Annotated in this window: 12 protein-coding genes; 4 read left to right on the plus strand and 8 right to left on the minus strand. The window is 63.5% G+C overall.

Annotated features, from left to right (window positions below; all coding sequences use genetic code 11):
* Nucleotides 1–41: 41 nt before the first annotated feature.
* From I0K07_RS08495 to folK, 5 genes are read right to left on the minus strand one after another with little or no spacing between them, the layout of a single operon-like run.
* Nucleotides 42–797 carry a pyridoxine 5'-phosphate synthase gene (locus tag I0K07_RS08495; RefSeq protein ID WP_203292412.1) on the minus strand — a complete coding sequence of 252 codons (756 nt, stop codon included), beginning with the start codon at nt 795–797 and terminating at the stop codon, nt 42–44.
* Nucleotides 794–1,378: an orotate phosphoribosyltransferase gene (pyrE, locus tag I0K07_RS08500; RefSeq protein WP_203292413.1), complete on the minus strand. Its 585-nt coding sequence runs from the start codon at nt 1,376–1,378 to the stop codon at nt 794–796. Before pyrE ends, I0K07_RS08495 begins: the two co-directional genes overlap by 4 nt.
* Nucleotides 1,379–3,610 (minus strand): RelA/SpoT family protein, encoded by a 2,232-nt coding sequence (locus I0K07_RS08505; protein WP_203292414.1) that lies wholly within the window; start codon nt 3,608–3,610, stop codon nt 1,379–1,381.
* A 6-nt stretch (nt 3,611–3,616) separates the two neighbouring features.
* Nucleotides 3,617–3,988, minus strand: a complete 372-nt coding sequence (rpoZ, locus tag I0K07_RS08510; protein WP_203292415.1) for a DNA-directed RNA polymerase subunit omega — start codon at nt 3,986–3,988, stop codon at nt 3,617–3,619.
* 45 nt (nt 3,989–4,033) lie between these two features.
* Nucleotides 4,034–4,594, minus strand: coding sequence for a 2-amino-4-hydroxy-6-hydroxymethyldihydropteridine diphosphokinase (gene folK, locus I0K07_RS08515; protein ID WP_203292416.1), 561 nt, complete (start codon nt 4,592–4,594; stop codon nt 4,034–4,036).
* 33 nt (nt 4,595–4,627) lie between these two features.
* Between folK and I0K07_RS08520 the strand changes: the two genes are divergently transcribed.
* The 3 genes from I0K07_RS08520 (at nt 4,628) to I0K07_RS08530 (ending at nt 7,275) form a co-directional block, all read left to right on the plus strand.
* On the plus strand, nt 4,628–5,167 hold the full coding sequence (locus I0K07_RS08520; RefSeq protein WP_203292417.1) for a LabA-like NYN domain-containing protein: 540 nt from the start codon (nt 4,628–4,630) through the stop codon (nt 5,165–5,167).
* A gap of 7 nt (nt 5,168–5,174) precedes the next feature.
* Complete coding sequence (locus I0K07_RS08525; RefSeq protein ID WP_203292418.1) at nt 5,175–5,837, plus strand: uracil-DNA glycosylase; 663 nt, start codon at nt 5,175–5,177, stop codon at nt 5,835–5,837.
* A gap of 412 nt (nt 5,838–6,249) precedes the next feature.
* Complete coding sequence (locus tag I0K07_RS08530; RefSeq protein WP_203292419.1) at nt 6,250–7,275, plus strand: GlxA family transcriptional regulator; 1,026 nt, start codon at nt 6,250–6,252, stop codon at nt 7,273–7,275.
* On the opposite strand, the gene smpB is transcribed toward I0K07_RS08530, so the two are convergent.
* Nucleotides 7,272–7,742: an SsrA-binding protein SmpB gene (gene smpB, locus I0K07_RS08535; RefSeq protein ID WP_203292420.1), complete on the minus strand. Its 471-nt coding sequence runs from the start codon at nt 7,740–7,742 to the stop codon at nt 7,272–7,274. The genes I0K07_RS08530 and smpB overlap by 4 nt on opposite strands.
* 6 nt (nt 7,743–7,748) lie before the next feature.
* Complete coding sequence (dapA, locus tag I0K07_RS08540; protein WP_203292421.1) at nt 7,749–8,636, minus strand: 4-hydroxy-tetrahydrodipicolinate synthase; 888 nt, start codon at nt 8,634–8,636, stop codon at nt 7,749–7,751.
* A 190-nt stretch (nt 8,637–8,826) separates the two neighbouring features.
* Between dapA and I0K07_RS08545 the strand changes: the two genes are divergently transcribed.
* The gene (locus tag I0K07_RS08545; protein ID WP_238934692.1) at nt 8,827–10,881 is read left to right on the plus strand and encodes a lytic transglycosylase domain-containing protein; all 2,055 of its coding nucleotides are present in this window, start codon (nt 8,827–8,829) and stop codon (nt 10,879–10,881) included.
* A 3-nt stretch (nt 10,882–10,884) separates the two neighbouring features.
* Here I0K07_RS08545 and I0K07_RS08550 read toward each other — a convergent pair whose 3' ends face one another.
* Entirely contained in the window at nt 10,885–11,898 is a 1,014-nt protein-coding gene (locus I0K07_RS08550) for a threonine ammonia-lyase (RefSeq protein WP_238934693.1), read from the minus strand.
* Nucleotides 11,899–11,986 lie beyond the last annotated feature (88 nt).

The following is an 11,986-nucleotide window of genomic DNA, read 5'->3' on the forward strand; positions in this document are numbered from 1 at the left end:
GTGGTGTCGGAATGCGGAATGATGTTGGCCCCGCCAAAACATCAGGAGCGCGCCTCGAGGATCAGTCCACGCATCGTCTCGACGCTTTCGCGCAGGCCGCGGAAGATCGCTTCGCCGATCAGGAAATGGCCGATATTGAGCTCGGCAATTTCGGCGATGGCGGCGATGGGTTTGACGGTGTCATAGGTCAGGCCGTGACCGGCATGGACTTCCAGACCGCGCTCATGGGCGATCTGGGAGGCCTCGATCATGCGTTCCAGCAGGCGCTGTTGTTTGGCGGCATCGCCCTCCAGTGCAGCTTCACAATAGGCGCCCGTGTGGAGTTCCACGACGGCAGCGCCCATGGCTTCGGCGACGGCGATCTGCACCGGGTCCGGCTCGATGAAGAGTGAAACACGACAACCCGCCTCACCCAGCTGGCGGACATAGGGGGCGATATGGTTGTGGCCGGCAGCGACATCCAGACCGCCCTCGGTCGTGCGCTCTTCGCGCTTTTCCGGCACCAGGCAAACCGCATGCGGCTTGTGACGCAGGGCGATTTCCAGCATTTCCGGGGTCGCGGCCATTTCCAGATTCAGCGGCAGATCGATCTCGGCCATCAGCCGGTCGATATCGCTGTCCGTGATATGGCGGCGGTCCTCGCGCAGGTGTGCGGTGATGCCGTCCGCGCCGCTCTCAGACGCCTGGCGCGCCGCGCGCACGGGATCAGGATGCGCACCGCCGCGCGCATTCCTGATCGTCGCGACGTGGTCGATATTGACCCCGAGGCGGACGCTGGACGGAAGCGGCCGGCTCATGCGAGGCCGCGGCTGCCCGGCTTGATCGCCGGAATGGCTTCCAGCTCCGGCGGCAGATTGTCCGCCTCATAGGCCGGCACCTTGTACTCGGTCAGCGCGATCAGCGGCACGCCGACATCGGCTTCGCCGCCGGACCGGTCAACCAGGCAAGCCTCGGCAATCACCGTAGCGCCCGTGGCATTGATGGCCTCGATGCATTCGCGCGAGCTGAGGCCCGTGGTGACGATGTCCTCGACCACCAGAACCTTGTCACCCTTGGAGAGTTCGAAGCCGCGACGCAGGGTGAATTCGCCGCCCTCGCGCTCGACATAGAGGGCTTTCAGCCCCATCTGGCGCGCGGTTTCATAGCCCGGAACAATCCCGCCCACGGCCGGCGAGACGATGACGGTCGGCGTCTCCTTGAGTTCCGCCTTCACCTTGTCGGCCAGCGCCTTGCAAAGCCTGGCCGTGGTCTGCGGATCGGCGAACACCTTGGCTTTTTGCAGGAAGACCGGGCTGCGCAGGCCGGAAGACAGGATGAAATGGCCCTCCAGCAGGGCACCGGCAGCCTTGAATTCGGCCAGGACTTCGTCACGGGTCATTTAGTCGTCGCTCTCTTCATGTTCGGCGCGCTTGCGCTCGGCCGAGACGACCGAGGGGCACATGCGCAGGGCGGCCAGGATATTGGCCAGATGCCGTGTGTCGAACACCTCGACATCGAATTCCATGTCGAAGAAGTCCGTGGCGCGATTCTTGGTGCGCACGCTGGCAATATTGCCGCGGTTCTCGCTCACCGTCTTGGCAATCTCGGCGAGCACGCCGCGGCCATTGTGCAGCACAGCCACGATGCGGGCGATGGACACGGCATTGGCCTCGGCCTCGGCCGTCCAGGCCAGGTCGAGCCATTTGTCCATCTCGTCCTCTTCGTGCTCGGCAAGGACATTGCAGTCGATCGTGTGAACCTCGATCCCCTTTTCCGGGATCAGGAGGCCGACAATCCGGTCGCCCGGCAGGGGCGAGCAGCAATTGGCGAAATGCAGGGTCACGCCGGGCGTCAGGCCACGGCCGCGCACGAAGAGACGCGCCTTCTCGTCCTCGATCAGCTCGCGATTGATGACGTCCTCGCCGCGCTCGTCGAGCCGGCCCGGGAAAGCCGCATTGAGCAGATCACCGGTGGAAATCCGGCCCCGGCCCAGCGCCTCATAGACATCGTCCATCTCTTTCAGATCGAGGCGGGCCCGCGCATCCGCGAGATCCTTCTCGATCAGGGCATGGCCTTCGCGGCGGAAGGCGTGCTCGGTCATGATCCGGCCGATACGCTGGAATTCATCGCGTTCGCTTTCGCGGATCAGGCGGCGGATGGCGGCACGGGCGCGGCCGGTAATGGCCAGGTTTTCCCAGCCCTGCGGCGGCTGGCGCACCCCGCCCTTCACGATCTGGACGACATCGCCATTGCGCAATTGCGTGCGCAGCGGACGTTCGCGGCCATTGACCTTGGCAGCCACCGTCGTGTGGCCCAGCTCGGTATGGACCGCATAGGCAAAGTCCAGCGGCGTGGCGCCGGACGGCAGGGAGATGAGGTCCCCCTTGGGTGTGAAGCAATAGACCTGGTCGGCGAACATTTCGAGCTTGGCATGCTCGAGGAATTCGTCCGGATCGCCGCCCTGATTGAGGATTTCCACGAAGGGACGCAGGCGTTCCAGAGGATCGCCACCGGCTGCCTGGGCGGCTTCCGGGTCATAGCGATAGGTGGAGTTCTTGTAGCGCCAATGCGCCGCCACGCCGCTCTCGGCCACTGCCTCCATCTCCTCGGTGCGGATCTGCAGCTCGACACGGACATTGTGCGGGCCGATCACCGTGGTGTGGAGCGAGCGGTAATTGTTCGGCTTGGGCAGGGAGATGAAATCGCGGAAGCGTTCCGGCATGCAGCGCCAGGCCTGGTGGATCACGCCGAGGGCCCGATAGCACTCATCCGGCGTCTGCACGATCAGGCGGAAGGCGTAGATGTCGGCGATTTCCTCGAAGGTCAGCCCCTTGCGTTCCAGCTTGCGCCAGATCGAATAGGGCCGCTTCTCCCGGCCGAAAATCCGCGCTTCGATCCCGGCACTCTCCAGATGATCGATCAGCGTGGCCGAGACGTCCGCCACTTCATCACTATGCTGCTCGCGCAGCAGTTTGAGCCGGTTATTGATCGATTCATGGGCGGCCGGATTGATGTGCTCGAAGGCGAGGTCTTCCAGTTCCACACAAACCCGGTTGATCCCGATCCGGCGGGCCAGCGGGGCGTAGATTTCCAGCGTCTCCAGCGCGATCCGCTCGCGCTTGTCCTGGCGCGAGATCGCATCCAGCGTACGCATATTGTGCAGCCGGTCGCACAGTTTGACGATCAGGACGCGGACATCCGCGGAGATCGCGACAACCAGTTTCTGGAGATTTTCAGCCTGTTTGGTCCGTTTGGAGCGCAGCTCCATCTGGCCCAGCTTGGTGACGCCATCAACCAGATTGGCCGTTTCCTCGCCAAACTCGCGGACAATATCCTCATGCGTAGCCGGCGTGTCTTCCACCGTATCGTGGAGCAGGCCCGTGCACACGGTCGCCACATCCATGCGCAAATCCGCCAGGATCATCGCAACCGCGGCAACATGCGCGAAATAGGGTTCGCCGGAGGCACGGCGCTGCGGCCGGTGTGCCTCTTCGGCAAAATCATAGGCGCGGCGTACAAAGTCCGCGTCGACCTTGGGGAAATACCGCCGGATACGGTCGATCAGCTCGTCCGCACTGGGAATGGCGGGCGGCGGCGAGGCCAAGTCCGGTGACGTCGCGCCGAGGGTCACGATGGCTTAAAGGCGGCCGTCGGGCGCGCCATCCCTGTCGTTCTGGAGAGCCTTCAGCATTTCCGCTTCGTCCATCTCGACGGGCGGTGCCGGCAGAGCTTCCAGCTCCGGCGTGGCTTCTTCGCGGGCAGCCTCTTCCTCGTCCTCGCTCGGCAGCACGCGCTGCAGGCCGTGGACCAGGCTTTCCTTCAGGCTGTCCATATCCAGGGTTTCGTCAGCAATCTCGCGCAGGGCGACAACCGGATTCTTGTCATTGTCCCGGTCAATCGTCAGCGCCGAACCCGCGGAAATATTGCGAGCGCGATGCGCCGCCATCAGGACGAGGCGGAAACGATTGGGGATTTTTTCGATACAATCTTCGACGGTGACGCGAGCCATGCGCGCGATCTCCTTGAAACAGCGCTGGTGTTGGAACCGCGCTAACTACCCTTCCCGTCTTGCAAAGGCAAGGCTTTCGGGTGTGCCGGAAGCAAGAGTTTGCAGCTTGGACATGGCGTCACGATCCGCTTGCGGCAAGCGCGCGACCAATTCTTCAATACCCATGCCCGAGACCGGGTCCTGCCAGTCCGGCGCAATCTCCTGCAGCGGCAGAAGAACAAAGGCGCGCTGCACCGCCCGTGGATGGGGGATTTCCAGACCGTTTTCCTGCTTCAACACCTGGCCGGAATGATCCAGCAGATCCAGGTCCAGCGGCCGGGGGGCATTGAGCACGCTCCGCTCCCGCCCGAAATCCGCTTCGATCGCGTGCAGCGCATCCAGCAAGTCCCGGGGCGGCAAGCCGGATTCGATCCGCGCCACGGCATTCACATAGGGCGGATCGCTCGGGTCCGGCCAGGCCGGGCTCGACCAGGCCGAGGACGCGGCGACAACCGGCAGCCCCGCCTCATTCAGCGCCTCCAGCGCAGCGGCGATCGTCTGCAAAGGCGTGCGCCCGCGAGATGGAAGATTGGCGCCGAGCGCTATATAAATGGCGGCATCATTCATGTTCAGACCGATATATTTCAGAGGATAAACCCAATGGCATTTTACCCGGACGAGCGCATCGGCCTCTTCATCGACGGCGCCAATCTCTTTTCGACCACCAAGGCGCTCGATTTCGACATCGACTTCAAACGCCTTCTCGACGAGTTCCGCAAGCGCGGCAAGCTGATCCGTGCCAATTACTACACGGCCCTGCTCGAGCAGGAGGATTACAATCCGCTGCGCCCGCTGGTCGACTGGCTGGACTATAACGGCTTCTCCGTGATCACGAAGCCTGCCAAGGAATACACGGACGAAAACGGCCGCCGCCGCATCAAGGGCGATATGGATATCGAGCTGACCGTCGACATGATCGAGGCAGCTTCCTATCTCGATCACATCATTCTCTTCTCCGGCGATGGCGATTTCCGCCGCGCCGTGCAGGCGGCCCAGCATCGCGGGGCCCGCGTTAGCGTCGTCTCCTCGCTCAAGACCAATCCGTCGATGATTTCGGATGATCTGCGCCGCGCCGCTGACACCTTCATCGAACTCTCCGATCTGGAAACCATGATCGGCCGCTCCGGCGGACCGAACTGACGCGATCATGCCTGTTTCGAAATCCCATCCGGCGGAAGCCCCGCTGGACTGCCCGCTCTGCCCGCGCCTCGTCGCCTTCCGCGAAGCGACGGCCGTGGATCATCCTGACTGGCACAATGCGCCTGTGGAGAGTTTCGGCAATGCGGATGCCCGACTTCTCGTGATCGGGCTGGCCCCGGGTCTTCGCGGTGCCAACCGGACCGGCCGTCCCTTCACCGGCGACTGGGCGGGCGATCTTCTCTACGCGACCATGGGCAAGTTCGGCTTCACGCGCGGCACCTATCAGAGCCATGCCGGGGACGGGCTGGAATTGGTCGATGCGATGATCACGAATGCCGTGCGCTGTGTGCCACCGGAGAACAAGCCGGTCGGAGCCGAGGCCAACGCCTGCCGCCCCTTCCTGACCAGCCGGATCGCCGCCCTGCCCCGGCTGGAAGCCGTGCTCTGTCTCGGCAAGATCTCGCACGACAATACGCTGCGCGCGCTGGGACACCGGATCAAGGACGCCACATTCGGGCATGGCGCCCAGGCGGAACTGGACGGGCCGAACGGAAAGCTCCGCCTTTTCGACAGCTATCACTGCTCCCGCTACAACACGAATACCGGCCGGCTGACGGAAGCCATGTTTGACGCCGTCTTTGCTGATATCCGCACCTTCCTGGACCGCTGATCACCGCGCCACGGCGTTAACCATGGCAGAATTGGTGGGCCCAGCCGGACATGGCGGATGGGACGAAAACCCCGAGCGAGCCCGTGAAACAAGGTTAATGCAGCGCCGCTGAGGCATTTTGCACAACTGGCAGTTTCAGCCACTCGCCTCTCCGGCTTGTTCCGCCTCGGCCCGGTCTATGGCTGCGTCGAAATGCGCGATGGCCCGTTCGAACTTGTCCCGGCAGGTTGGATTGCAGAATCCGACCACATGACCGCGATATCGCGTCAGACTGTCGTTCCGGACCGGATTTCCCGACCAGGGACAGCTTGCATTTTTTGATACATCGCTCTTAAGTGCGTTCATACTTCTTCAACCCCTACAGCTCTGAAACCCTTTGCTAGGACAGGCTCCGTCTGGCACAAATGACATAATGTCTACTTTTTCTGCCAAATCTGACACGCTCACGCGGCACATCGCCTTCCTGATTTTCGATGGCGCAAAACTGCTCGATGTCACGGGGCCGCTGCAGGTGTTTGCCGACGCCAATGAAATCCTGGGCTGGCAGGCCTATACGACGACGCTGGCCTCGCTCTATGGCGGGCCGGTAACGACGGATACGGGCGTCTTGTTGAATACGCGTCGCCTGGCCGGTGTCGGACTGGATACCTCTGACACGCTGATCGTATGTGGCGGACAGGGGATTGAAACCGCCTGCCGGGATCTGCGCCTGGTCTCGGCCCTGCAGAAAACCGCGGAAAAAGCCGGCCGGCTGGCGTCGGTCTGTACCGGTGCCTTCTTGCTGGGTGCCGCCGGCTTCCTGGATGGCCGCTCGGCAGTCACCCACTGGAAGAAGTGCGACGCCCTCGCCCGCGCCTGTCCCAAGGCCAAAGTCGATCCCGATCCGATCTTCATCGAGGATGACGGGGTGTGGACGTCTGCTGGTGTCACCGCCGGCATCGACCTGGCCCTGGCCATGGTGGAAGCGGAACATTCCCGCGAGATCGCGCTGGAACTGGCGCGCAGCCTCCTGGTCTATGTCAAACGCCCGGGCGGCCAGTCACAATTTTCCGAAGCGCTGAAACAGCAAACCCAATCGGCCAGCGGCCGGTTCGACGCGCTGCACATGTGGATGCGGGACAATCTGACGGCCAATCTGCGCGTGGATGCCCTGGCCGAACGCTCGGGCATGAGTCCGCGCAATTTTGCCCGGCTCTACACCGACGAGACCGGCCAGACCCCGGCCCGGGCCGTCGAACACATGCGGGTGGAAGCGGCGCGGGCCATGCTGGAAAATCCGGCGGTCAGCATCAAGACGATCGCGGTCCGCACCGGTTTCGGCAATGATGAGCGCATGCGGCGCTCCTTTGCCCGCCTGCTGGGCATCACACCCCAAGCCTATCGGGACCGGTTTGCCGTCGACGTCGCGCAGAGCCTGCGCGAAGAGATCACGGCCTAGCCGTAATTCTTCATCAGGCGGGACTTCTGCTTGTCCCAATCGCGCTTCTTGATCGTCTCGCGCTTGTCGATCGTCTTCTTGCCCTTGGCCAGACCGATCTGGATTTTCGCCAGACCCCGACCGTTGAAATAGAGCTTCAGCGGAATGATGGTCCGGCCATCGCGTGAGACAGCACCCGCCAGCTTCTCGATTTCCTTGCGTTTCAGAAGGAGTTTGCGGTGACGGCGCGGCTCGTGATTGAAGCGGTTCGCCGGACCATAGGTCGGAATGTCCGCATTGATCAGCCAGATCTCGTCCCGCTCCGGAGAGACATAGCTCTCCGCGATATTCGCCCGCCCTTCGCGCAGGGATTTGACTTCCGAGCCCTGCAACATCAGGCCGGCGTCAAAGACTTCCTCGATCTCGTAATCAAACCGGGCCCGTTTGTTGACGGCGACGGTCCCGGTTTCCGTCTTGGGCTTGCTCATCGCTCTCTACGCGTGCGCGCTTTCCAGGAGACCCGCATGCAGCATGGCATAGCGGACCGCCTTCTTTGACGCTTCATCCGGCTCGGTCAGCGGCAGGCGAAGCTCGGTATTCATAACGCCCAGCAGGGACATGGCATATTTCGTCGGGCCCGGGCTGGCGGAGGTAAAGAGGGCATGGTGCAGCGGCATCAGCCGGTCATTCAGCGCCCGCGCCGTCTCCCAGTCGCCGGACAGAGTGGCTTCCTGGAACTGGGCGCACAAGGCGGGTGCCACATTCGAGGTGACCGAGATTGCACCGACCCCGCCCGTGGCATTGAAGCCCAGGGCGGACGGATCATCACCGGACAGCTGGATGAAGTCCTCGCTGATCAGACGGCGATGCTGGCTGACACGGGCCATGTCCCCGGTCGCATCCTTGATGCCGACAACGCGCTCCAGTGTCGCAATTCGGGCCACCGTATCGGCTGACATGTCCACAACGGTCCGTCCCGGGACATTATAGGCCACGATCGGCAGGTCGACCGCATCGTGGATCGCCTTGAAATGCTGGTACAGGCCTTCCGGATTGGGCTTGTTGTAATAGGGCGCGACCACCAGGCCGGCATCGGCACCGAGGGTTTTGGCACGGGCATGGTTCTCGATCGCCACAGCCGTATTGTTCGACCCGGTGCCGGCAATCACGGGCACACGGCCCGCCGCCACCTCGATCACGATCTCGACCACACGCATGTGTTCATCAAAGGTCAGCGTGGCGTTTTCGCCCGTGGTGCCGCACGGAACCAGGCCATGCGTACCGGCCGCGATCTGACGTTCCGCCAGTGCCGCAATGGCGGTCTCGTCAACGGCCCCATTCTTGAACGGAGTGACGAGCGCAGTGATGGACCCTTTGAACATGTTTCAATCCCGGATACGGCAAAATGAGCGCGCGACCATATCCATGGTGGCGGACTCGGCCAAGCCTCATTGTCAAGTCTGGACAGTGAGGGAGGAATGGGACGAATATGGGGTTGTTACTCGATCAGAAAGTGTCCTTGCGTCCATGATCGCATCTTGCTGCCGTCTCCAGGCCCCGCATTTTCGCGGATTGAGCCTCCTGACGCTGAGCCTTCTGGCTCTGCTTTGCCTTGTGCAACCCGCCTTCGCCCAGATCCCGACACCGCGCCAGCGGCCCGAACCGGTGAACTTCTCGCAATACCTGTCCGATGCCGATTTCGAACGCTTCCGGCGCGGCCTCGATGCGGCCGATGACGAGGAATGGGACCGGGTCCGCGACATCCGGCTGGAACTGACCGACACGTCGGCCCGCAATGTCCTGCTTTGGCGGATTGCCCTGGGCGATCCCCGCGCCACCTTCCTGGAACTCGATCTCGCCCTGAGCGAGCTCGACAATTGGCCGCGCGACAGTTTCATCCGCTCCGAAGCGGAGTCCAAGATCAATGAAAGCGGGCTGACCGCCCCCTTCGTCGTCAACTGGTTTGATGCCAATGGCGTGGCAACCGGACGGGGCCGTGTCGCCTATGCCGAAGCCCTGATCGAAACGGGCCGCATCCAGGAAGGCGAGCAAATGCTGCGCGATACCTGGCGCGGCGAATTCCTGCCCCTCGCCGTCCAGCGCGACACTTACCGGGACCACAGCGACTTCTTTACCGAAGACGATCACATGGCCCGGATCGACTATCTGATCTGGTCGAACCAGCGGACCGCGGCCCGCCGCGTCCTGCCCCTCCTGTCCGGCACCAATCGCGATTTGGCCGATGCGCGGCTTCGCCTGGCCGGCCGCCAGAGCGGTGTGGACCGCGCGGTCGACCGCATTCCGGCTTCGATGGCGAATGATCCGGGCCTGGTGTTCGAGCGGGCCCGCTGGCGCCGCCGCTCCGGCATGCGCGACACCGTCCTGCCGCTGCTGCTACAACTGCCCGACGCCCATGGCGATGTGAATGCGCTGGAACTGATGTGGACCGAGCGCAAGCTGATGATCCTCAATCTGATCCGTGACCAGGACTTCGTGACGGCTTACGAGCTGGCCCGGGCCCACGGCCTGTCCTCCGGTGCGGATTTCGCCGACGCAGAATTCATGGCCGGCTGGCTCGCCCTGGTTCATCTGGACCGGCCGGACTCCGCCCTCACCCATTTCACGCGCCTGCGGGACAATGTGTCCACGCCGGTGTCCCAGTCGCGCGGCGCCTACTGGATGGCGCGGGCCAATGATGCGCTGGGCCGGGCCGATGCCGCCGCGGCGCTCTATGCCGAGGCCGGCTCCCACTCGACCGCTTATTACGGCCAGCTGGCCCTCACCCAGCTGAGTGCCGACACGCCCATCCTCGCCCTGGAACAGGATCCCGAGCCGGATGACGCCACGCGCGTGCGCTTCGAAGCGCGGCCCTTGGTACGCGCCATGCGCCTGCTCGCGGAACAAGGGGAGGAGTATTATTTCCGCCTCTTCTCCTACCGGCTGGATGACCAGCTGACCGATCCGGCCGAGGCTGTGCTCCTGTCGGAACTGGCGCGCGACTATCTCTTCCTGCGTCAGGCGGTTCGCGCGGCCAAGGCGGCCCGCTTGCGCGGGATCATCCTGCCGCAATCGGCCTATCCCACGATCGACCTGCCGGCCCAGACCGTCGCGGCCCTGCGACCGGAAGAGGCCCTGGTGCATTCCGTGATCCGTCAGGAAACCGAATTTGGCCAGCACGCCGTCTCCGGCGCCGGCGCTCGCGGCATGATGCAGATGATGCCTGCGACAGCGCGCTCGACAGCCCGCTCCCTGGGAGAGCCCTACCGGTTCAACTGGCTGACCGATGATCTGGACTATAATCTCACCCTCGGCATGCACCATCTGGCCGAAGTGGTGGATGAGTTCGACGGCTCCTACGTCCTCGCCCTGGCGGCCTATAATGCCGGCGCCCACCGCGCCCGCCGCTGGATCGAGGATTATGGCGATCCGCGCGACCCGGACGTGGACCCGATTGACTGGGTGGAGAGCATTCCCTTCTCCGAAACCCGCAATTACGTCCAGCGCGTGCTGGAGAATCTGCAGGTCTACCGGTCCCGCCTGAACGAGGATACGAGCGTGCCGCTGGAGATCGACAATGATCTGCGCCGCGGCGAATCCGTCCGGATCGTCATCGATGACGGGAATTAAGCGCTAGAGCCGCTCCAGCGCCCGGCCGAACATCTCGCGGTCGACATTGCCACCCGTCACCAGGACGCACACGGTCCGGTCTTTCACGGGCACATGTCCGGCCAGCACGGCTGCCAGAGCGGCCGCCCCACCCGGTTCGGTGACGATCTTGAGGTGGCGCCAGGCGAAAGCCATGGCGTCGAGCGCCTCGTCATCACTGACCGCCGCACCACCGGACAATTGCCGGGCATTCAGCTGCCAGGTCAGCTCGCCCGGCGTCGGGGTGATAATGGCGTCACAAATGGATCCGGTCCGCTGCGCATTGGTTTCGCGTTTGCCGCTTTCCAGCGAGCGCTTGTGGTCATCGAAGCCGGCCGGTTCGGCCGCCCAGACTTCGGTCGTGGCGTCATGATGCTTGAAGGCCAGGCCAACGCCGGCAATCAGTCCACCACCGCCTGCGCAGCATACAACGGCATCCGCCCGGGCACCGGCTTCATCGAGTTGTTCGATCGCTTCCAGACCGGCCGTGCCCTGCCCCGCGATGATGAAGGGATCCTCATAGGGCGGAACGAGAATACGGCCCTCGCGCTCGGCAATCTCCCGCCCCATCGCTTCACGGCTCTGGGTCGCGCGGTCATAGCCGACGACTTCCCCGCCCCAGAATTCCACGCCCTCGACTTTCGCGCGCGGTGCGTCCAGCGGCATCAGGATCTTGGCCGTGGTACCGGTCAGGCGGGCTGCAGCCGCGACGCCCTGGGCATGATTACCGGAGGAATAGGCGATCACACCGCGCGCCTTCTCGGCATCGTCCAGGCGGGAGATCCGGTTATAGGCCCCGCGGAATTTGAAAGAGCCGGTGCGCTGCAGGCATTCCGCCTTGATGAAGACCCGTCCGCCCAGGCGCTCATCCAGCACATCACTGCGCAAAAGCGGCGTTCTGACAGCGACGCCCTTGAGGCGTTCAGCCGCCCTGACAATATCACTAGGGGTCGGCGGAGTGAGCGGGACCTGGTTCATACGCGTTTTCAGCCTCTGCATTGGGTGCCCCCCGGAGCCGGAACGAATCCGGTTCAGCCACCGCACCAGAAGCCTTAGGCAAAACAGTAGGATTGAGCAAAGGGATTGC

This window comes from Maricaulis parjimensis (assembly GCF_016817355.1).
Taxonomy (GTDB): domain Bacteria; phylum Pseudomonadota; class Alphaproteobacteria; order Caulobacterales; family Maricaulaceae; genus Maricaulis; species Maricaulis parjimensis.